This window comes from Vallitalea sediminicola, from assembly GCF_054408565.1.
This window is the reverse complement of sequence record NZ_BTPT01000013.1, coordinates 34,596-56,938: the sequence shown is the minus strand read 5'-3', so window position 1 is coordinate 56,938 and position 22,343 is coordinate 34,596. Positions and strand designations below refer to the sequence as shown.

Here is a 22,343-nt window from a genome sequence, read left to right as displayed (position 1 = left end):
ATTATAACGAAAATATCTTTATAAGAATCATTATATATTGTGGTCAAAATATCACATTTATCACGTATAATAAAAAATTTACGTTTATAATATATATATTCTTTAGAAAAGCCAAAGACCAATGTCTTTGGCTTTTTTACAATTTTATATTTTACACTTCTTTGAAGTCTGCGTCAACCACATCATCATCATTATTTTGTTGTTCTTGATTTGGTGAAGCTCCTTGGGCATCTTGAGCACCTGGTTCTGCACCTGGTCCAGCACCTGCAGCTCCTGCCTGTTGATATAATTTAGTTGATAACTCTGTGAAAACAGTCATTAATGCTTCTTTTGCTACTTTGATTTCTTCAATATTAGCATCTGTCATATTTTCTATAGTTGATTTACCAAGTACTTCTTTCAACTTAGTAACTTCAACTTCTACTTTTTCTTTTTCAGCAGCGTCAACTTTATCGCCTAAATCAGTTAATGTTTTTTCAGTTTGGAATACAAGTGAATCCGCTTCATTTCTTACATCAATAGCTTCTTTTCTCTTCTTATCTTCTTCTTCAAAGTTTTGAGCTTCGTCAACTGCTTTGTTAATTTCATCATCAGATAAGTTAGTACTAGCTGTAATTGTAATATGTTGTGTTTTACCTGTTCCAAGGTCTTTAGCTGTAACATTAACAATACCATTTGCATCTATATCAAAAGAAACTTCAATCTGAGGAATTCCTCTTCTTGCTGGTGGAATACCATCTAATTGGAATCTTCCAATTGTCTTGTTGTCTTTAGCAAATTCTCTTTCCCCTTGAACTACATGGATATCAACAGCAGGTTGGTTATCCGCAGCAGTTGAGAATACTTGACTCTTCTTAGTAGGAATAGTTGTATTTCTTTCGATTAACTTAGTAGCTACACCACCTAAAGTTTCAATACCAATTGATAAAGGAGTTACATCAAGTAATAAGATATCGCCTGCTCCTGCTTCTCCTGATAATTTACCACCTTGAATAGATGCACCGATTGCAACACATTCATCTGGATTAATTCCTTTAAATGGTTCTTTACCTGTTAATTTATTTACTGCATCTTGTACAGCTGGAATACGTGTTGATCCACCAACTAATAATACTTTATCAAGTTCAGATGCTGAAAGACCTGAATCTCTTAATGAATTATTAACAGGACCCATTGTTTGTTGAACAAAGTCAGCTGTTAATTCATCAAATTTAGCTCTAGTAAGTGTAATATCCAAATGTTTTGGTCCTTCTTGTGTAGCAGTGATGAATGGTAAGTTAATATTAGTTGTTGTTGCTGATGATAATTCTTTTTTAGCTTTTTCTGCTGCTTCTTTTAATCTTTGAACAGCCATCTTATCATTAGTTAAATCTATACCATCTGAAGTCTTGAATTCTTTTATAAGGTGATTCATAACACGTTCATCAAAGTCATCTCCACCAAGTTTGTTATTACCACTTGTAGCTAATACTTCAATGACACCGTCACCGATTTCAATGATAGATACATCAAATGTTCCACCACCAAGATCATAAACCATTATTTTTTGTTCATTTTCATTGTCAAGACCATATGCTAAAGCTGCTGCAGTAGGCTCATTGATAATTCTTTTTACTTCAAGACCAGCTATTTTACCTGAATCTTTTGTTGCTTGTCTTTGACTATCTGTGAAGTAAGCAGGAACTGTAATAACAGCTTCTGTCACTTTTTCACCTAGATAGCTTTCTGCATCAGCTTTTAATTTTTGAAGAATCATTGCAGAAACTTCTTGAGGTGAATATTTTTTATCATCAATAGTTACTCTAAAATCAGTACCCATATGTCTCTTGATTGAAGCTACTGTTTTATCTGGATTAGTAATCGCCTGTCTTTTAGCAGGCTCTCCTACCAATCTTTCTCCATTCTTTGTAAATGCAACAACTGATGGTGTTGTTCTAATACCTTCTGCATTAGCAATTACTACTGGCTTTCCACCTTCCATAACTGCAACACATGAGTTAGTTGTACCTAAGTCAATTCCAATTATTTTACCCATTTAATTTCCTCCTTCATATCAATACACTCGTCAATAGGACGATTATTATTTTTAATAACATCTATATATAAGATGCACAATATCATAATCATGCATTCTATATTTTTATTTTAGTAATATTAATTTACTACTTTTACCATGCTATGTCTTAAAACTGAATCATTGTACATATATCCTTTTTGGAATACTTCTGCAACTACATTTTCGCCCAAATTTTCATCATCAGCGTGGGTAACGGCGTGATGGAAATTAGGATCAAACTCATTTCCTTCAGCTTTAATTTCCTCAACTCCAAGTTCATTAAGAGCACTTATAAGTTGTTTGAATATCATTTCTACACCTTGAGTAAAAGGTAACTCCTTTTGTTCTTCTGATATACTATCAAGTGCACGTTCAAAATTATCTACAATCGGCAATAATTTATCTAATGTTTCTTTAGCTCCATTTTCATACATCATGGATTTTTCTTTTATAGTTCTTTTTCTAAAGTTATCAAATTCTGCCATTGTTCTTTGTAATTTATCTACATATTCGTTAACTTCATTTTCTTTTTGTTTCAGTTTTTTATTCATATCATTTTCTCCAGTAGAATCTTCTTCTAATTTTACATCTTCAACATTTTCTAAATTTTCTTCTGAATCTTTTTGACTATTATTTTGTTCAACTTCTTCTTCATTAATTTTTCCATCTTTGATTTCTTCTTCTTTAGCCACTATATAACCACCTTTCTATTTTAACTTGTTAATAATATCTTCCATCTTTGACATTAAACTAGAAAGAGAACCTATGGTATTTTCATAATCCATCCGCTTAGGACCGATAATACCAATAAATCCAATATTCTCTTCACCAAGCTTATAGGTTGTAGTGATTAAACTACAATCTTTCATTTCATCAATAACATTTTCATTACCAATAGTAACTTTTATATTAACACCATTTTCTTCTAATACAGTATAGACCATATCTTTTAGAACTTGTTTTTCTTCAAGTCTATGTATTAGATTGGTAGCTTTTGAAATATCGTTGAATTCTGGAAACTTAAGTATATTAGTTGCACCAGATGTATAAATCTCTGTGTCATCAACAGATTTTATCGTATCAAATATTGCATCTAATACTTTATTAACAATGTCTGCGTTATTTCCAGCAAAATCTTTGAGTTGTTGAATTAACGGTAAATTAATTTGTTCTAGTGTAAGTCCATATAACTGCTCATTAAGCACAAAAGTTAATCTATTCAACATTGTTTGATGTACTGGTTCATTAATATTAATCATATAGTTTTTAATAATATTACCATCTGTAACTATAACAGCCAGTATTCTTTTCTTTTGTATGCCTATCAATTGTATGTTTTTTATCTTAGCTTTATTAATCTGTGGTGATGAAACAAGCGTAGCATAATTTGTTTCATTCGCAAGCATCTGAGCAATATTTTTCAACAAGGATTCAATCCTATCTACTCGTTGAAACAGCTGTTCTATATACAAACCATTATTAATTTCATCATGATGAAGATTCATGAGTCTGTCAACATATAGCCTATACCCCTTATCAGATGGTATTCTACCTGCAGAAGTATGAGGTTGCAATATAAGACCTAACTCTTCTAGATCAGACATTTCATTTCTTATAGTAGCTGGACTTATTCCTAAGTCATATTTTTTTGAAATTGTCCTAGAACCTACTGGTTCAGCTGTATCAAGGTAATCTAATATTACTGCTCTAAGAATTTTTATTTTTCTATCGTTTAGTTCCATATTCGCACCACCTTCTAATAGCTAAAATAATAAAAACATCAGTCATACTTAATAATAAATATTAATAAGTACAGTATGGTTAATATGTAACATCAATAAACTTCACGAAACTCATTTGATATTTTTCTGTTAGCACTCTGCTCTAATGAGTGCTAATGCTTGAAATAAAAATATCACTTGCAGATAGATTTGTCAAGTAATTTTACGAAATTTAATTATTTTTTTTATGAGAAACACATTTGTGATATCTTTTAATCCCTATGTTTATGCCCATAATAGCTAAATTAATCAAATAAAAACATAGCTAATGCAAAATTACTAACATCAATTCCCTTAGGGGTTAATTTCAATCTAAATCTATCATCAGTTATTAGTCCTTTTTCTATAAGTTCTTTTACAACCTCTTTATAATAATAGTCTATTTCATGTCCCCATCTATTATAAAAATCAATTTTGTCTATACCCTCTAATAATCTTAGCCCTAAAAACATATATTCTTCAATTGAAGTCTTTTTACTGATTTTATTAGTACCTTCCTTAAGTTTTTCAATATCCCCATTGATATCTATATATTTAGTAATATCATCAATATTTTTATAGCGAAACCCTTGAAAATATGAGGAAGCTCCTAACCCCAGCCCTATATATTCTTCTTCTTTCCAGTATACCTTATTGTGATAACATTCTTTATCATCCAACGCATAATTAGATATTTCATAGTGTTTATATCCATTCTCCTGCAACGTATTATGAATCAACCAAAACATATTACGTTCTACATCTTCACTGGGTAGATCAAGTTTATTATCCTCATATAACTTAGAGAAATTAGTTCCTTCTTCGATTATTAATGAATAATAAGATATGTGTTCTGGTTTAAGATTGATAATCTTTTTCAAATCATTTTCTAGGTCACTGATATTTTGGTTTGGTAAAGCAAACATTAAGTCAATATTTATATTTTTAAAACCACTATTTTTAATCAAATTATAATTTAGTAAAAATTCATCCCACGTATGGATTCTTCCTAATTTTTTTAATAATTTATCATTACATGATTGCAATCCAAGACTTATACGATTTACACCAGATAATAAAAGTGTTTCTATTTTCTGTTCATCAAGGGTCCCTGGATTTGCTTCTATTGTTATCTCAGCATTCTCATGGATATTATAATATAATTTTAGGGAATCAAATATTTTTTTTATATCAGCGCATGACAGAATAGACGGTGTACCACCGCCTACAAATATACTTTTCACGCTATATTCTTTTGTCATTTCGCTATAATTTTTTATCTCATTAATTAATGCTTTTACATATTCCTTTTTTACATTATCTTTATTATCAAATGATAAAAAATCACAATAATTACATTTACTTTTGCAAAAAGGAATATGAATATATAAGCTAATATTTTTCATCTTAAACACCTAATCATCTAACTTAAGCACACTCATGAAAGCTTGTTGAGGCACTTCTACATTACCTACCTGACGCATTCTTTTCTTACCTTTTTTCTGTTTCTCAAGAAGTTTTCTTTTTCTTGATATATCTCCACCATAACATTTAGCAAGTACATCTTTTCTCATTGCCTTTATAGTTTCTCTAGCGATTACCTTATTACCGACAGCTGCTTGTATTGGTATTTCAAATAGATGTCTAGGTATTTCTGTTTTCAATTTCTCAGCTATTTTTCTTCCTCTATCATATGCTTTATCAACATGAACAATAAAAGATAATGCATCTACGACTTCTTTGTTTATCAGTATATCCAGTTTTACAAGTTCAGATTCTTTGTACCCGACTAATTCGTAATCAAAGGATGCATAACCTCTTGTCCTGGATTTCAAAGCATCAAAGAAATCATATATTATTTCATTCAGTGGTAGTTCATAAGTCAGCATAGCTCTTGTTGCTTCAATATAGTTCATGCCGAAATATTCTCCACGTCTTTCTTGGCAAAGCTCCATTACTGTTCCTATATAATCTGTTGGAACCATAATCTCAGCTTTTACTATAGGTTCTTCCATAGTCCTTATCTCTGAAACATCTGGTAAATCAGTAGGGTTAGCAAGGTCAATGACTTCACCATTATTTTTGTAGACTTTATATATAACACTTGGTGCAGTTGTAACTAAATCAAGATTATATTCTCTTTCTAAACGCTCTTGTATGATTTCTAGATGTAGTAGTCCCAAGAAACCACATCTGAATCCAAAACCAAGAGCTATTGATGTTTCTGGTTCAAAATTAAGTGCTGCATCATTTAATTTCAATTTATCTAATGCATCACGTAAATCTTGGTATTTGGATCCATCCGCTGGATATAAACCACAGAAAACCATAGGGTTAACATTTTTATAACCTGGTAAAGGCTCACATATTGGATTACTAGCATCTGTTATAGTGTCCCCAACCTTAGTATCCTGAACATTTTTAATACTGGCTGTTATATAACCTACAGTACCTGCTTGCAAAGAATCAGCTGGTATAAATTGTCCAGCTCCAAAATACCCTACTTCAACTACTTCAAATTCTTTTTCAGTAGCCAGCATACGTATTTTCATGCCCTTTTTAACGTTTCCTTCTTTTATCCTGCAAAATACTATGACGCCCCTATAAGAGTCGTATAAAGAGTCGAATATCAACGCTTTCAATGGTGCATTAATATCTCCCTTGGGAGCTGGTATCTCTGCTACGATTTTTTCAAGCACACTTTCTATGTTAATGCCTTCTTTTGCAGATATCAACGGTGCATCTTGTGCATCTAATCCAATGACATCTTCAACCTCTGCTTTTACCCTATCAGGTTCAGCACTAGGTAAATCTATCTTATTAATTACTGTAACTATCTCTAGATCATGTTCCAGAGCTAAATATACATTCGCTAATGTTTGAGCTTCAATACCTTGTGCAGCATCAACCACAAGAACAGCTCCTTCACATGCCGCTAAACTTCTAGATACTTCATAGTTGAAATCCACATGTCCAGGTGTATCAATAAGGTTAAATATATACTCTTCACCATCTTTAGCTTTATATACCAGCCTGACGGACTGAGCTTTTATTGTTATACCTCTTTCACGTTCTAACTCCATATTATCTAAAACTTGAGCCTGCATTTCTCTAGCAGTCAATAGTCCTGTTAACTGAATGATTCTATCTGCTAATGTTGACTTACCATGATCAATATGTGCAATTATACAAAAATTTCTTAAATTATCCTGTTTAAATTTTGCCACAGACCAACATCCTCCTTAGCCCATTTTCTGTTGGTTATTATAGCATATATATATATAATTTAGCAACAAAATATATTTTTAAATTAATAATGGTTTAATGTTTTATTTTATGACTTCATATAAAATTTTCGCTAGAGGCTCCATAGCATTCATTGCTTCACTAACTGTATTTGTCTGAGCACCTACCTCAATTAATAAAGATTTTGGTTTTAGATGTAGATTATATCTATATCCCCTGAGATATATTTTTCGAGTAAAATTAGGATACAGTTCATTAGCTTTCAATTGCATCTGAAAACTAAATGCCATATTATCAACAACATACTTATTAGGCATTACTGGATATAAGGCTAACCCATTAAAAAACATGATTTTAGCGGTTTGTTCTCCATTAAGCTTATTAACTAACCTTACGTTACCTCTAACTCCATCCCTATGAATATCAATCATAACTTCTATAGAAGGGTTCTTTTTAATTAAATCTTTTAGCGGTGCTTCAATTCTCTGATAAGCTTCATCCCTATCAATTTTTCCATTAATAATATCATATTCTTTTCTATGATGAAGAACTTTTATTTTATATTTTTCTTCAAGTATACGTGCTAATTCATCTCCTACTCCTACAACAGTATCTTCTTTTTTACCCTTTACACTATCCACAAAACTTTCTTGTGAATGGGTATGGTAAATTAACACTTTTGGTCCATCTCCACTCATATCTATGGACATATCCTTGCTTAAGAATTTATCAATAGGAAATTTATCTTGTGTCGGATTAATACTAGGATCAAATGTGTATAAGTTCGATTTTAAAAAAGAAAAACTATTAAGTTGCTCCATAGAATAATTAGTTGTATTGACTACAGGTATCTGCTGTTCCAATGTATGAGATGAAAAAAAGCTTTCATCATGTTCATAGTGTTCCAAATCATTTTGGAATGTTTTATCTTTTTGGTTGATTTTAGGATAATTCTCAGAAGCAGTACAATAAGAATAATCACTCTCGTTCATTACAAATGAAATAAGAGGAATATTATATCCGTATAATGCCTCGATTTTATTATAATTACTTATATCTAAGTTGGTCTTGTCATTACTCTCTAGATAATATTCAACCGAAGGATTAACGGAGTGAATTATTCTAGTAAAAAACGATGAATCAATATCAGAAAAAACGAGATTCTTAAAGCTAATCATCTCGTTAGTAAAATATAGTCCAAATAATTTTATTATAATTATAATAGATAATACTATTAACACTGCCATATAAACAAGTGAAGCTTTTTTGTTTTTCTTAAGTAGATATGCTTTATTCATTTAATCACCCTTATCCTTGCAGTGGACAGTCTAATTGCTTTCTTATTTCAACATGTCCTCATTAAATTAACATCTTATAAAAATATATTTTTGGACAAGGGGATTTATTACAAAAACTATAAAGTTATCCGTATTCCTACGATAAAAACTTTGTAATTTCATCAAATTCTAGATTAGGCTGCAACATTATATTCAATGAAGACGCTATTATGTTACTTAACCTTTTAATAACCGCATCAATCTCTTTTGGCGTAACAAATAAATTACCAACATACGGATAAAGAACCTCTTTTATCAACTGATATTTTTCTTGTTCGTTGAAACTATTAATCATGTCAGCTATTTCCGTATTTTCTTTTGCTTGCTTTTTCATCTCTACAAGTAATTCTTCCATAGTATCATTTACTATAGTTGCAGCATCGACTACTGTTGGAACACCAATAGCTATTACTGGGACGCCCAATGACTCTTCTGTAAGCCCTTTACGTCTGTTACCAACACCAGAACCAGGATGAACTCCTGTATCTGCAATCTGTATAGTAGAATTGACTCTTGTAGTTCTTCTAGAAGCAAGAGCATCAATTGCTATTACTAAACTAGGCTTGATCTTATTAACAATACCTTGAACTATTTCAAACGTCTCCATACCCGTTTGTCCCATGACACCAGGTATAATCGCACTAACCTTATTAAATCCATCCTCACCCTCAGGTTCTCCGAATTCTTGAAAAAGATGTCTAGTAACCAAAACATTGGAGACTGCTCTAGGTCCAAGTGAGTCTGGTGTTACATCTCTATTTCCAAGACCTACGATTAAAACTGTCATATCTTTATTAACTTTTGCTAAATCACCTAATTGTTTCGCTAATTCTCTCACTATCTCTTCATGAGCTTCTGGTGCATTTTGCTTCATCATTTCACATTCCATAGTTACATAGCTACCTATAGGTTTATTTAGTGCTTTTGCTCCATGTTCGTCAAGAATATTTACTTTTGTTATAGATAACTCAATATCCTTTATGTTATCTACTATTACTTCAACTCCTTTTATCTCAATATCTTCTTCCCCAACCATCTCTCTAGCTTCAATAGCTAAATCGGTTCTGACATTATATCTTTGTTCTACTTGCTCTAATTTTTCTTTACTATTGTTATCCATCAAAATCAATTCCCTTCTAAAGATTATTGCATACCGTTTAGAAAATATTTTTTCCAATTATTTTTTATATATTCATTGACTTATCATGCATTCTATATTAAAATACAAGAGTATGTTTATGTGCGATATTTATTTGAAGTCCACAAAAGACTTTAAGACTATAATGAATGGTCTATAAATAAATGTTTAGTTTCCTTTATTCCCACTGCGAAACAAAAATATTTATAAAAATTTTGGAGGTTATTTCATTGGCAAATATTAAATCAGCAAAAAAAAGAATTAAAGTAACAGAGACAAAAACTGAGAGAAATAAAGCAATAAAATCAAGAGTAAAAACAGAAACTAAAAAGGTTTTAGCTGCTGTTGAATCCGGAGATAAGACAACTGCTGAAAAACAATTATTAGTAGCAATTTCTTTTATAGATAAAGCTAAAACAAAAGGTATTTATCATAAAAATACTGCTGCAAGAAAAGTTTCTCGTTTAACAAAAGTCGTAAATAACGCATAATCAAAAGCCGTACAATTGTACGGCTTTTTTATTTGTCGTTTTTTATAAGAAAATTAATCAGCTATACTTCATTATAACAACTTCCACACCTATCCTAGCATCGATTTTACCGATTTTGATATTACTATCTGTCTCCAAACAGTCCTTCAATGCTTCTTTCAAGTTATCGGCAGTTAAGTTTTTACCCTGACGCAAACATTCTCTAACAATGAATGGCGCAAGTTTAATCTTGCTTCCTATATCTCGTTCACTTAATCCTTTTTCATGTAATAATTTGCTTTGCAATATTAATCTGAATTGACGTATCAACATGAATAATATTCTTCCTGGTGGTTCCTTAGCAATTATCATATCGTGATATAATAATACTGCTCTCTCTCTTTTGTTTTGTCCCATAGCACTTACTAACTCAAATATCTTGTTCTCTATACTTCTTGTACATATTTCATCAATGGAACCTCTTGTAACAATATCTTTATCCTGACAATACATAACCAGCTTTTCTATTTCATTATTTATGTTCGCCATGTCAGTTCCTACTGTCTTCAAAAAATGTAAAGCTACACTTTTCTCAATTTTTTTCCCGGAACCATGTAATTTTTGACCAACCCATTTAACCAAATCATTCTCAGTCATTTTATTAAAACTTGCTACATAACCCTCTTTATTAATCAGTTTATATAACTTACTTCTTTTATCAACCTCATCTTCTAGAAAAATCACTGTTGTAGATTCTGGTATATCAGTAATTCTCTCTGATATAGCAAGTGAATTATTACTTTTCCCCTTGAATAATTTAGTATAGCTTACAACAATAACTCTTCGGTTTGCGAAAAAAGGTAAAGTCTCGATTGCACCAAATAACTTATCAACATTCATATTATTTTTATCAAAATAATCATAATTCATAGTTTGATCAGTATCAATTAACAATCCATCTATTAATTTTTTTAAATAAATCTCTAATAAATATTTTTCTTCTCCATAAAATAGATATACATTATGATATTCGCTACTTTGTAGTTGTTTTTTTAAACCTTTCATATTCTGCTCCTAAAATTTTCATTTTACTCCCAAAAAGATCTGTTTATCACTGTAATATGTATTGATACCCATGTTATATCCATCTGTTTTAATGGTAATTGCTCCATCTGTGGATGTATTAAAAATAGGTATATCATTTTTCATATATCTCTCAACAATTTCTTTATGGGGATGTCCAAACCTGTTGTTCCTACCGGAACTTATTACAGCTAACCGTGGCTTAACATATTCAACAAACTCTTTTGTTGATGAACTGTTAGAGCCATGATGGGGTACTTTAATTATATCACTGTTTAAATAATCTGTATATTTATTGTTAATTTTTTCTTCTTCTTCTTTTTCTATATCACCAGTAAATAACTCATCAAATGATTTATATTTTAATTTTAATACCAATGAGTAAGCATTATTATTATGAAAAGTTGTTGTGTCTTTTAAAGGATACAGAGTTTCAAAAGTAATATATTTATCCTTGATAACATCCTTTTCATTGATGTATACAATATTAATTTTTTTCTCATTCGCTCTACTAATCAACTCTTCTAGTAATATATCTTTTTCCCCCTTGTTTTTATAAGCATAGGGGAGAAGGATATTATCTATCTTAAAATAGTCTACTAACTCTATTAGACCTCCAACATGATCTCTATCACTATGAGTCATTATCAGACAATCAATTTTGCTGATACCGTTATATTTAAGATAAGGTCTTAAAATATAATATCCTGTATCCCTATCTGTTGTTTTTTTCTTAAGATTTCCTCCTCCATCAATAATATACACTTTCCTATCCGGTGAAATTACAACTGCACTATCTCCTTGACCTATATCTAAATGGACTATTTCTAGAGGTTTCTCTCTGATATAAAATACTAAATTCATAACCAATAATGCAGAAGCTGCTATAGCAATCAGTTTTTTGATTATTTGTTTATCTATTTTTTCATAAGCAAACATAGATATTAACACTAATATTGTAACAAACAAAACAATATTAATGAGATTCGGTTTCCCAATTATGATAGTACTTAACGGAAGACTATTGGCTGATTCACAGCATAAGTCATAAAAATTAAGTATATAAAATATGATTCCAGAAATTAATTTACCAAAATAAATTGAGACAGAACCAAATATAAGCCCAATAAATCCAAATAAGACGACTATTGACATAAGAGGAACTACCAAGATATTAACCAGAACAGAATAGATATGCAATTCATAAAAATTAATAATCATGACCGGCATAGTACCAAGTGTCGCAGCTAGACTGACATTAAAAATTGCTAACACCTTATTGCTATTTTTATTGTATAATTCATCAAGTGCTGGGGTTATCGTAATTATTCCTATAACTGCTGTAAAAGATAATAAAAAACCTATATCCCATAAGTTATAAGGATTAATCACAAGTATTATTATTGCGGCAGTTGCTATAGCTGAATATATATCATATGTCCTTCCAAAAAAATATGCTAATAATATGATAGAAAGCATGATTACAGCTCTAATTGTTGAAACACTTGCTCCAGTTAAGATTAAGTAGAGTACTAAAAAGCATATAGTAATTATTACACCTTTCTTTTTGGAAAATACTAAACATATGAATCCAAAAAAACCATACCCAAGAATTGCTATATGTAATCCAGATATTGCTAATACATGTGAGATACCAGATTCAGAATATTTATTTTTAGTATCTACAGATAAATAAGATTTTTCTCCTAAGATCATTGCTTTCATTAAGCTTGCTTGATCTTCGGGTAAAATCCTATCATATACCTTAATTGATTCATTTTTAATATATGCAAACTTCTTTTTCATAGAATATTTAAATAGGGTTAAAATACTCATTTTATTGTTATCCATGATTTGATAGTCTTTCAAAAATAATTTGTATTTTATTCCTCTTATCCGATAATATTTTTCTTCGTCAAATTGTCCTTGATTGGTAGGTCTACTTAGTTTATTCAACTTTCCATTTACAGTAACATAATCGCCTACTTCCAAATCAGTAATATCAGTGCCATAAACCTTAATATTAACTCCCTCAGAGTAGGTCTCATCATCTATAATAATCTTATTAGCACTTATAATAAATTGGGTCTTTTCTCCATTACTAGCAATATCATCTATATGTCCTTCCACTAAACATGATACAGTACCATCAAATATCTTATCTATGGTATTATTACTTAATTCTATATGATTACATATATTTATGTATGCAAAAAAGCATATCAACGGAAAAATAAGTACCCCTTTCCATAAATATGTCTTATATAAGATACCAGCTAATATGATTGTAATACTAAACAATAATATCACAAGCAATATATTTCTAATATAATACCCTACTAAGAGTCCTGTTAAATAGAAAATACATATTGAAACTGCAGGCCTTTTCATACAATTAATTCTCCCCAAAGCCCCTCTCAATAACACCAAAGAAAAAAACATTTCCACCCCTCTGCTAAGAAGAGTGGAAAATCATTATTTTTTATTATTGTCTATTACTAAATCCAGATTTCTTTCAAATAATATATTGAATTGTACATGTCCTTTGAATAATTCTTCTTTTTCACCTTCGATTAAGAATTGAACCTTATTAATATCAGGAAGCTCAGTTAATGTATTAACTATTGAATAGATAGTAAGTAACTCTCCTGTTGAACCACCTGTATGTTTAGTTTTAAATTCTTTACTAAAATCTACGTAGCAGACACCTTCACTTATAGATGTACTGATAACTTTAGCCTCCTCCGGTATAGTTCTTACTTCTGTGTCGATTAATGGACCATTTATCAAAAGATTAAGAACTGTTTTCTCTAATGGTTCATTTGGATTAACTTCTACTTGTACCTCTTCAGGAATTAATCCTAGACCTTCTTTATCAGAGAAATATAATAAAACTTTTTTCAATGTTTTGTTTTCATTTTCAGGATCATCAAAAACCAATTGATCTTTACCGATGGCTCCAATAGCCTTACCGTCAGGTCCTTTTAGAGGTACACCATCAACATATATCTCTACCTTATCGATAAAGTCCAATTCTGTAAGAGATGATATCAAAGAAAAACGACATAACGTCTCTTCTACAGTATCTAATTTATAATATTCATCTGAAACATTAAGTATTAGATTCAATTTTTCTAGTTTCACTTCTAATAATCTAATCTTAGAAGGCACAGTTATCAATGTATCCGGTTCATCTTCTATTCCTGTTTGTAAAAGTTCAAATATCTCTTTCACGATATCCTCGTCATTAACACTTGAAATATTAACATCTTTGGTTATCCATGAATTCTTTTCCTTATTTGATAAAAACAACTTAACATTCTTCTCACTGGGTTGTTGCTCAATACTACTTTTAGGCTTGTTACCACAGCCTGTTAACGCTAATAGTAGAAAAACATACAACAAACAAATTCGCAATATTTTCCCCACTTCATAACACCTCCAACGAAATAAGCCATTAGATTTATATATTTTCATGTATTGGCCTTTTTAGTGGTAAACTAACTTCAAAAGTTGTACCACTTCCTAGTTCACTACTACACCTTATAAACCCTTTATGCATAAGTATAGCTTGGTGTGTAATAGATAATCCAAGCCCTGTACCCCCTGTTTCCCTCGAACGTGTTTTATCAACTCTATAAAATCTTTGAAAAACTTTATTTATACTTTCCTTTGGTATACCTATCCCCGTATCAATAACAAATATCTGTGCATTTTGATAATCAGAATTAAGCTTAACTCTTATTGTTCCATATTCTTTATTGTACTTTATTCCATTTTCAATTAGATTGGTTAATGCCAGTGAAATTTTAGTCTTATCCACCTCTGCAATAACCTCTCTGTAACTTTCAAAAACCATTTCTACACCTTTAATATCAGCTAAAGGTTTTAATCTTTTAAGAATAGACTCGATTAATAAGTTAATGTTGGTTTCACTAACATTCAACTCATTGTCGTTTTTATCCAAAGTCACCATAGTAAGTAAATCGTTAATTATAGTAGTTTCTCTTTCTATCTCACTACTAATATCTTCAAAAAATTCTTTATATAGTTCTTTTGGTGCATCTGGTTGCATCAATAAAGACTCAGCCAATACTTTAACTGAACTTAGGGGTGTCTTTAATTCATGTGACACATTAGCAACAAATTGTCTTCTGCTTTCATCAACCTGTTGTAATTTCTCAGTCATATGATTAAATGCTGTCCCTATCTCTTCAATCTCATTATTACCCTTGATATCTATCTTTTCATCAACATTTCCATCGGTAATCTTATTAATACTTACTAATAGTTTCTTGAAAGGCTTCGTTATGAGTCCTGAGAAATTATAACTAAGCGTTAGAATCAAGATCAACAACGCTAATATTATCAGGTACGAAATACTTTTCAAACTGCTGATAGAATTATTAATATCATCATAGGAATTTGTAAGTATAATAGCACCATGTACTTCATCTTTTTTTTCATCTTTGATAGGAGTTACTACCTTAGCAAGGTTCATGCTTTTTTTGAATACTGAACTGCTTTGACCTCCTAGAGCATCTATTACTTCTTGTTTAGCATATGACTTACCTGTATCAATACCATTGGAATCAAATTCAACATTACTTTTGACATTCAATATGACTATTCTCTCAAAATCTTGTCCGCCAATAATACTTACGTAATCTTTGATACCTGAACTATCGTTGATAAATCCTCTAACCATGAGATTAGTTGATATTATATTGGCTTGTCTAAACATAGATCTTGATTTTTCTTTTACATAATAACTTTCCAAAGAGTTAATCAATATGTTTGTTAATAAAATAAGTGGTATGATACTTACAACTACATAAGAAATAAATATCTTAGCCCTTACACTGTTAAATATTTTTCTTGTTTTGATAATAATAACCAACACCCCACTTAGTATGAATGAACTTGGGCTCGCTTGGATTTGGCTCTACTTTCTCTCTAAGTCGTCTTACATGTACGTCCACAGTTCTTACATCACCAGGGTAATCATAGCCCCAAACAATATTGAGTAGATTCTCTCTACTATACACTTTATTCGGATGCTTACTAAAAAGTTCAAGTAAATCAAATTCCTTCGCTGTTAAATTAACTTCTTGGTTGTTAATAAATACTCTTCTGCTTTCGCAATCAATCTTTAATTCTCCAGAATTGATAACCGTTTCAGAATCACCATTATATTCAGTTTTGATCCTTCTGAAAACCGCTTTCATTCTAGCCTTTAATTCAAGAATATTAAATGGTTTTGTCATGTAATCATCTGCACCATATTCAAGTCCTAGAATCTTGTCCATGTCTTCACCTTTAGCCGTAAGCATAATAACAGGCATATTAGAAAATTCTCTTATCTGCCTACATACTGATAACCCATCTATCTTAGGTAACATAACATCCAGTATTATTAGATCATATACGTTCGTTTTAGCTAAATCAAACGCTTCCTGCCCATCATAAGCAACATCAACTATCATGTCATCCTGCTCAAGACTAAATTTTATACCCTTAACTATTAATTTTTCATCGTCCACCACTAATATCCTTTTAGACATAGTAGACACCTCACTTTACAATAATTGAATCTTTTATCTTATTAAAAGCCCCTTCTTTGATTCCACTTACTTTCATAATATCTTCAATGGTTTCAAAATCTCCGTGTTCTTCTCTATAATCTTTAATGAGTTTAGCACGTGACTCACCAATACCAGAAAGCGTTGTCAATTTTTCTATTGATGCAGTATTGATATTAACTAATTTTCCTTCTGCATCTTCAGTGTCAAATTCTCCTGTTTCTATTTGTTCCTTGCTTGGGAAAATTATTTGTTCCCCATCTTTTACCTGTCGTGCCAAATTAACATAATCTGTAGCGGCTTCTTTGGTCAAACCACCAGCAAGTTCCAGTACTTCATAAACTCTTGAATCCTCTTTAACATTATAGATTCCTTCATCTACTACTTCACCACAAATATGTACAATAATGGTCTTTTCTAATTCTTTTGCATCCTCAGTATCCTCATAATTATTATCTTCAGAGTCAGTAATAGTATCTTCATTGCTATCTACTTCATCGTTAACCTCTATTGAAACACTGCTTTTGGAATTAGCATAGACTATACCAACCATAATTACCAATAAAACAAAAGCACCATAATCCCATTTGTTCTTCATAACTATTTCTCTCCATCCATAAGCTAGTCCTAATCTTTAGTTATTATAAGTATAGAGTAAATATAATTATGAGTCCCCTCTTCAAATGATTATCTAGTATTTTCTCTTAATCCTTGTACCATAATCAATGATGTATCTGTTATAACCTTTATCCATAAGGGGTGAACTAAATACAAAATCTGCTGTAGCTACATTAGATGCTACCGGTATATCATATAATACAGCTATTCTAAGTAATGCTTTTACATCAGGATCATGTGGTTGAGCTTCCAAAGGATCCCAGAAGAATACGAGAAAGTCAATATCATTCTCTATTATTCTAGCACCTATCTGTTGGTCTCCACCTAACGGACCACTTTTATATCTTCTTACAGGCAGATTGGTTTCTTTTGCTATTACACTACCTGTTGTTCCAGTTGCATACAAAAAATGTTTTGATAATATTTCTCTATTATTAGAAACCCATTCAATCAAGTCTTTTTTCCTGTTATCATGAGCAACTAATGCTATATGTTTTTGTTTCCCCATTTTAACTTGGAACATTATTTTCCTCCTAAGTATAATTTATTTTTTTAAAGTCTAACCTATATACACTGAATTTAACATCATCATTATAATTTATAACTTAATTAAATTCAATATGTAAACCAGAGTAATTATTTCTTTACTCTACTACTCATTGTACATAAAATCCATAAATTTTACAATGCATTTAACACAAATATAATAATTAAATATGTAATAGCCTAGGTTAATTGTGGTATAATAAATAGGATAATTAAGTTATTATTAAACCAAGGATAAATATTTCAAATAGTAAATGGAGTGATAAACATGATAAATGATGGATATGTTAGAGTCGCTTCTGCTTCTCCTGTAATCAAGGTTGCAGATGTGGATTTTAATACAAATGAAATAATTAAATTAATAGACGATGCAGTTGATAAAGACGTATCAGTACTAGTTTTACCTGAATTATGTATCACAGGTTATACTTGTGCGGATCTTTTTTTCCAAGAACCTTTAATAAGAACTAGTATGGAAAAACTGGTTTATCTAAAAAAATATTCTCTAGGTAAAGATATACTTTTTGTGGTAGGTGTTCCAATTAAATACAAGAACTCACTATATAACTGTGCTGCCGCAATTTCAAATGGAAAAATCTTAGGTATCGTACCTAAAACATATATTCCAAATTATAATGAATTCTATGAGCACCGCTGGTTTTCATCTTCAGAAACTATCACTAATGATAAGATAGTAATCGATTCGGAAGAGATTCCATTTGGTTCTTCTATATTATTCAGACATAATGAATATGAAGATTTATGTATTGGAATAGAGATATGTGAGGATCTGTGGTCTCCCCTCCCACCTAGTACTGTACATGCTATTAATGGAGCAACTATTATTCTTAATCCATCTGCAAGTAATGAATTAGTCGGCAAAAGTTCATATAGAAAAGCTTTAGTATCATCTCAATCAGCTAAAACTATTACCTCTTATGTCTACTCTTCATCCGGATTTGGAGAATCTACTACGGATGTTGTTTTTAGTGGTCATTGCCTTATATATGAAAATGGGTCAAAATTAAAAGAAAACAATAGATTCATGTTAGAATCTACTTTAATATATTCAGATATTGATATAGATAAATTAATGGCTGATAGAATAAAAATGACAAGTTACTCTAACCATTTAACTAATCGTTTTGATTCAGAATATATGGTTATACCTTTTGATTTACCTCTTAAGGAACGAAAAAACATTGATAGATTCATTGACCCTCAACCATTTGTACCAAACAATGAAGAAAAAAGAAGCAAGCGCTGCGAAGAGATATTCTCAATCCAGACATTAGGGCTTGCAAAAAGAATCATGCATATAGGTTGTGAAAAAGTCATCATCGGCATTTCTGGCGGCTTGGATTCAACTCTTGCTCTACTTGTATGTGCTATGACATATGATCTTCTTGGTAGAGATAGGAAAAATATTATTGGTGTGACTATGCCTGGTTTTGGAACCACTGATAGAACTTATAACAATGCCATATCTTTGATGAACCACCTTGGAGTAACTATCAAAGAAATTTCAATCAAACAATCTTGTCTTGTTCACTTTGAAGATATTGGACATGATCCAGAGGATCATAGTACCACTTATGAAAATGTACAAGCCAGAGAAAGAACTCAAGTATTAATGGACTTATCTAATAAATTGAATGGTATAGTCATTGGAACTGGTGATTTATCAGAAATGGCTTTGGGCTGGGCAACCTACAATGGTGATCATATGGCTATGTACTCTGTTAACACAACCATCCCTAAAACTTTGGTTAGATATTTAGTTAAATGGATTACTGAATATAAAGTAGGAGAAAATGCTAAAGCTGTACTGATGGACATACTTGATACTCCTGTTAGTCCAGAACTTCTTCCACCTGATAAGAAAACAGGCAAAATCAAACAAAAAACAGAGGAAGTTGTTGGTCCATATGAATTACATGATTTCTTCTTATACAATATGTTAAGATTTGGTTTTTCACCTAAAAAGATATATAGACTTGCTTTGCAAGCCTTTAATAATCAATATACTGGTGAAACTATTAAAAAATGGATAACTACTTTTTATAAAAGATTCTTCATGCATCAATTCAAGCGTTCATGTATGCCCGATGGTCCAAAAGTAGGTTCAATCTGTCTTTCTCCAAGAGGAGATCTTAGAATGCCAAGTGATGCAGTCTCTAAGATTTGGTTTGAAGAAATAAATGATATAGATATATAGATATATATAAGGGACTATCTTACTTATGTTTCCATAAACTGATAGTCCCTTCAACTTTTTATTTTACTTTTAGTTAGTTATATTAACATTAGAGAAACGTATATCATAATCAATATTAAGAGTTATATCCTTATCTTCTTCATCTTCTGAAATATTTATTTCAAGATTACTTGCTTTATTATTTCCTTCAGCAACAACTTTCCACTCTTCTGGTACTTTAATTGTCATATTACTAAATAAAGCTAATACCTTTATTGTTGTTTCATCTTCAATATCAGCATCAGTTAAGTCAATATCTGAACCACCGAAAACAACAGCTGTATCTTCAATTTCTTGATCTTGCTCATATTTTATGTCTTCATTATTAAAAACAGTAAGCTTGCTGAAAGAATCACTTAGTTTTTGAATTTTTTTATAAGCATAGTAAGTTCCTCCACCAATTGCAGCTCCTAAAACAATAAAAAATCTTTTCTTTTTCATTTGTATCCCCCTTTTTGTTGTAAGTACTATACTAATTATATCACTTAAATAATAATAGTAAAGATTTTACATATGAAATTTATGCTTCTTCTATCATATTTTCTACTTGGTTATTAATGGAATACCTTCTATCTTTTAATTCATTACTTTCTTTCACTAGTTTTCTTAGTATACTATTCACTTCGTCTTTGGTATTATCCACTTTGTCAATAGCACTATTTATCTTGGATTGAACAGCCCAATCCACAAAAAATCCATCAAAGAAGTAATCTGCAAAGCCTAAGAAATCACCTATGTCCAAATCTGCATTAATGTAATCATCTACGTCACTGAGTTCTCTAGCAAATGACCTTATCCACTTTTGCATATCAGATATATAACTCTGTGCTTCTGACATGTTTTCTCTTTTTGCCATAGTAGATAATAAGCCTCCACCAAGCATATCCCAAGTTCCCCAGTTCTTAGCTGAATGCAGTGCTTCATTTGCCTTATCAATACATGACCTGGTATTTTCACCAGCATTAATTGCTTCATCAATCTCTTTCAACTGATTACTAATATTTCTATCTTCTTCCATTAAACTTTCGATTTCGTTCCATTTATCAGGCATATAGGTCAATATAAAATCACGTTTTTGTTTTAAAAGGATTTTATATTCTTCTTCTGCTTGGCTAAACTTGTTATATTTAATATTTAGTTTTTCCAGAGAAATCTTACAATCTTCTAATTGTGTTAATACACTATCACATTTTAACTTAGCAGTTATAGCCTCTTGTTTTTCTTTATCTAACTTTTCTGCTTTATCATTCATAATAGTATGTAAGAAATTTGTAAGAGTAACTTTTGTAAGTTTTTCAACATCTTGTTCTTCTTTTCTAAAAGCTTCCTTTAATTGATGCCACTTATCTGTCAACTTTCCATAGTCTTCCTCAGTTGACTTTATAAGTTTCTTATAGCGATTAGCCTCACTCATATCTTCTACACATTGCCTTAACTTATTATCTAATTCATTTTTTTGTTCATTATCATAATTCATTTATACCACCCCTAATTATTATAGTTTATTATATTGTAAATCAATTATGTATTATTGTACACTCCATGAATTGTAAATTATCATCAATATAAACTCAATAATTATAGAAAGTAGAACTTATAATAGCAGTTTATGAATATTTCATAATTTCCTAAGCACAAAAAAATCCAAATGGGTCTAATCCCATTTGAATAATATAATACCACCAATGATAATAGCTACAGCAATAACTTTCTTCCAAGCAAATGACACTTGTTCCGTACCAAACAAACCAAATAATTCAATTAAATAAGCAATTATCAATTGTGAGACTAAGATTAGCATCACCGTACAAGCAGGACCTAATGTTGACATTCCTTTTACAACAGTAAATATGATAAATGCTCCTAATATACCACCTGTCAGATACCATTTACAATCCACCTTTAATAGATCCGAAAAACTATTTCGTCCTGTAAAAAACCATGCTGTAATACAAACTATAAAACCTGTTATCTGTACCAATGAATTAGTTACCCATATAGATGAACTCTCTGTAACTCTTGTATTAAAAACACCTTGAACACTCATTAGTGCTCCAGATATAATTGCAAAAATTGCAGCCATATTTATCACCCTTCTCATAAGACCCGAATCTGTTTAATTGTAATAACTAAATTTATTATTCTCAGAAGTTATAGTAAATATACAGTATTATTAGTGATTATCAGATGATAGTACTTATTATTTAATTATATCTAACTAAAATAAAATTAAGATAACCTTAAAATAGG

General features: G+C 30.7%; 19 protein-coding genes. 2 read left to right on the top strand and 17 right to left on the bottom strand.

Annotated features, from left to right (window positions below; translation table 11 throughout):
- Nucleotides 1-151: 151 nt before the first annotated feature.
- From dnaK to gpr, 7 genes are all read right to left on the bottom strand, one after another.
- The gene (gene dnaK / locus ACX6CF_RS05690; protein WP_458784340.1) at nucleotides 152-2,035 is read right to left on the bottom strand and encodes a molecular chaperone DnaK; all 1,884 of its coding nucleotides are present in this window, start codon (nucleotides 2,033-2,035) and stop codon (nucleotides 152-154) included.
- A 119-nt stretch (nucleotides 2,036-2,154) separates the two neighbouring features.
- Nucleotides 2,155-2,748 (bottom strand): nucleotide exchange factor GrpE, encoded by a 594-nt coding sequence (gene grpE, locus ACX6CF_RS05685; protein ID WP_458784339.1) that lies wholly within the window; start codon nucleotides 2,746-2,748, stop codon nucleotides 2,155-2,157.
- Nucleotides 2,749-2,763: 15 nt separating this feature from the next.
- Nucleotides 2,764-3,798 carry a heat-inducible transcriptional repressor HrcA gene (hrcA, locus tag ACX6CF_RS05680; protein ID WP_458784338.1) on the bottom strand — a complete coding sequence of 345 codons (1,035 nt, stop codon included), beginning with the start codon at nucleotides 3,796-3,798 and terminating at the stop codon, nucleotides 2,764-2,766.
- A 284-nt stretch (nucleotides 3,799-4,082) separates the two neighbouring features.
- Complete coding sequence (gene hemW, locus ACX6CF_RS05675; protein ID WP_458784337.1) at nucleotides 4,083-5,222, bottom strand: radical SAM family heme chaperone HemW; 1,140 nt, start codon at nucleotides 5,220-5,222, stop codon at nucleotides 4,083-4,085.
- A 9-nt stretch (nucleotides 5,223-5,231) separates the two neighbouring features.
- Nucleotides 5,232-7,043 carry a translation elongation factor 4 gene (gene lepA, locus ACX6CF_RS05670; protein ID WP_458784336.1) on the bottom strand — a complete coding sequence of 604 codons (1,812 nt, stop codon included), beginning with the start codon at nucleotides 7,041-7,043 and terminating at the stop codon, nucleotides 5,232-5,234.
- Between the two features lie 102 nt (nucleotides 7,044-7,145).
- A complete protein-coding gene (spoIIP, locus tag ACX6CF_RS05665; protein ID WP_458784335.1) occupies nucleotides 7,146-8,360 on the bottom strand; it encodes a stage II sporulation protein P in 1,215 nt (404 codons plus the stop codon).
- Nucleotides 8,361-8,496: 136 nt separating this feature from the next.
- A complete protein-coding gene (gene gpr / locus ACX6CF_RS05660) occupies nucleotides 8,497-9,519 on the bottom strand; it encodes a GPR endopeptidase (protein ID WP_458784334.1) in 1,023 nt (340 codons plus the stop codon).
- Nucleotides 9,520-9,767: 248 nt separating this feature from the next.
- On the opposite strand from gpr, the gene rpsT reads away from it, so the two are divergent.
- Nucleotides 9,768-10,028: a 30S ribosomal protein S20 gene (gene rpsT, locus ACX6CF_RS05655; protein WP_458784333.1), complete on the top strand. Its 261-nt coding sequence runs from the start codon at nucleotides 9,768-9,770 to the stop codon at nucleotides 10,026-10,028.
- A 57-nt stretch (nucleotides 10,029-10,085) separates the two neighbouring features.
- Here the strand turns inward: rpsT and holA are convergent, their stop codons facing one another.
- From holA to ACX6CF_RS05620, 7 genes are all read right to left on the bottom strand, one after another.
- Nucleotides 10,086-11,072, bottom strand: coding sequence for a DNA polymerase III subunit delta (holA, locus tag ACX6CF_RS05650; protein WP_458784332.1), 987 nt, complete (start codon nucleotides 11,070-11,072; stop codon nucleotides 10,086-10,088).
- Between the two features lie 18 nt (nucleotides 11,073-11,090).
- Nucleotides 11,091-13,481 (bottom strand): DNA internalization-related competence protein ComEC/Rec2, encoded by a 2,391-nt coding sequence (locus ACX6CF_RS05645; protein ID WP_458784331.1) that lies wholly within the window; start codon nucleotides 13,479-13,481, stop codon nucleotides 11,091-11,093.
- Between the two features lie 84 nt (nucleotides 13,482-13,565).
- A complete protein-coding gene (locus ACX6CF_RS05640; protein WP_458784330.1) occupies nucleotides 13,566-14,519 on the bottom strand; it encodes a GerMN domain-containing protein in 954 nt (317 codons plus the stop codon).
- 34 nt (nucleotides 14,520-14,553) lie between these two features.
- A complete protein-coding gene (locus tag ACX6CF_RS05635; protein WP_458784329.1) occupies nucleotides 14,554-15,990 on the bottom strand; it encodes a sensor histidine kinase in 1,437 nt (478 codons plus the stop codon).
- Nucleotides 15,956-16,654: a response regulator transcription factor gene (locus ACX6CF_RS05630; RefSeq protein WP_458784328.1), complete on the bottom strand. Its 699-nt coding sequence runs from the start codon at nucleotides 16,652-16,654 to the stop codon at nucleotides 15,956-15,958. The genes ACX6CF_RS05635 and ACX6CF_RS05630 overlap by 35 nt, the downstream gene beginning before the upstream one ends.
- Before the next feature lie 10 nt (nucleotides 16,655-16,664).
- Nucleotides 16,665-17,270, bottom strand: a complete 606-nt coding sequence (locus ACX6CF_RS05625) for a helix-hairpin-helix domain-containing protein (RefSeq protein WP_458784327.1) — start codon at nucleotides 17,268-17,270, stop codon at nucleotides 16,665-16,667.
- Nucleotides 17,271-17,363: 93 nt separating this feature from the next.
- Nucleotides 17,364-17,813 (bottom strand): methylglyoxal synthase, encoded by a 450-nt coding sequence (locus ACX6CF_RS05620; protein WP_458784326.1) that lies wholly within the window; start codon nucleotides 17,811-17,813, stop codon nucleotides 17,364-17,366.
- A 294-nt stretch (nucleotides 17,814-18,107) separates the two neighbouring features.
- Between ACX6CF_RS05620 and ACX6CF_RS05615 the strand changes: the two genes are divergently transcribed.
- Entirely contained in the window at nucleotides 18,108-20,054 is a 1,947-nt protein-coding gene (locus tag ACX6CF_RS05615; protein ID WP_458784425.1) for an NAD(+) synthase, read from the top strand.
- Nucleotides 20,055-20,123: 69 nt separating this feature from the next.
- On the opposite strand, the gene ACX6CF_RS05610 is transcribed toward ACX6CF_RS05615, so the two are convergent.
- The 3 genes from ACX6CF_RS05610 to ACX6CF_RS05600 all read right to left on the bottom strand — a co-directional run bounded on the left by ACX6CF_RS05610 (nucleotide 20,124) and on the right by ACX6CF_RS05600 (nucleotide 22,176).
- Nucleotides 20,124-20,534: a hypothetical protein gene (locus ACX6CF_RS05610; RefSeq protein WP_458784325.1), complete on the bottom strand. Its 411-nt coding sequence runs from the start codon at nucleotides 20,532-20,534 to the stop codon at nucleotides 20,124-20,126.
- A 79-nt stretch (nucleotides 20,535-20,613) separates the two neighbouring features.
- Nucleotides 20,614-21,570, bottom strand: coding sequence for a hypothetical protein (locus tag ACX6CF_RS05605; RefSeq protein WP_458784324.1), 957 nt, complete (start codon nucleotides 21,568-21,570; stop codon nucleotides 20,614-20,616).
- Nucleotides 21,571-21,747: 177 nt separating this feature from the next.
- Complete coding sequence (locus tag ACX6CF_RS05600; protein ID WP_458784323.1) at nucleotides 21,748-22,176, bottom strand: DMT family transporter; 429 nt, start codon at nucleotides 22,174-22,176, stop codon at nucleotides 21,748-21,750.
- Nucleotides 22,177-22,343 lie beyond the last annotated feature (167 nt).

Bases quoted from the DNA above. Each gene is read 5' to 3' on its own strand.
- dnaK (WP_458784340.1), bottom strand. From the start codon at position 2,035: ATGGGTAAAATAATTGGAATTGACTTAGGTACAACTAACTCATGTGTT.
- hrcA (WP_458784338.1), bottom strand. From the start codon at position 3,798: ATGGAACTAAACGATAGAAAAATAAAAATTCTTAGAGCAGTAATATTA.
- hemW (WP_458784337.1), bottom strand. From the start codon at position 5,222: ATGAAAAATATTAGCTTATATATTCATATTCCTTTTTGCAAAAGTAAA.
- spoIIP (WP_458784335.1), bottom strand. From the start codon at position 8,360: ATGAATAAAGCATATCTACTTAAGAAAAACAAAAAAGCTTCACTTGTT.
- gpr (WP_458784334.1), bottom strand. From the start codon at position 9,519: ATGGATAACAATAGTAAAGAAAAATTAGAGCAAGTAGAACAAAGATAT.
- holA (WP_458784332.1), bottom strand. From the start codon at position 11,072: ATGAAAGGTTTAAAAAAACAACTACAAAGTAGCGAATATCATAATGTA.
- ACX6CF_RS05645 (WP_458784331.1), bottom strand. From the start codon at position 13,481: ATGAAAAGGCCTGCAGTTTCAATATGTATTTTCTATTTAACAGGACTC.
- ACX6CF_RS05630 (WP_458784328.1), bottom strand. From the start codon at position 16,654: ATGTCTAAAAGGATATTAGTGGTGGACGATGAAAAATTAATAGTTAAG.
- ACX6CF_RS05625 (WP_458784327.1), bottom strand. From the start codon at position 17,270: ATGAAGAACAAATGGGATTATGGTGCTTTTGTTTTATTGGTAATTATG.
- ACX6CF_RS05620 (WP_458784326.1), bottom strand. From the start codon at position 17,813: ATGTTCCAAGTTAAAATGGGGAAACAAAAACATATAGCATTAGTTGCT.
- ACX6CF_RS05610 (WP_458784325.1), bottom strand. From the start codon at position 20,534: ATGAAAAAGAAAAGATTTTTTATTGTTTTAGGAGCTGCAATTGGTGGA.
- ACX6CF_RS05605 (WP_458784324.1), bottom strand. From the start codon at position 21,570: ATGAATTATGATAATGAACAAAAAAATGAATTAGATAATAAGTTAAGG.
- ACX6CF_RS05600 (WP_458784323.1), bottom strand. From the start codon at position 22,176: ATGGCTGCAATTTTTGCAATTATATCTGGAGCACTAATGAGTGTTCAA.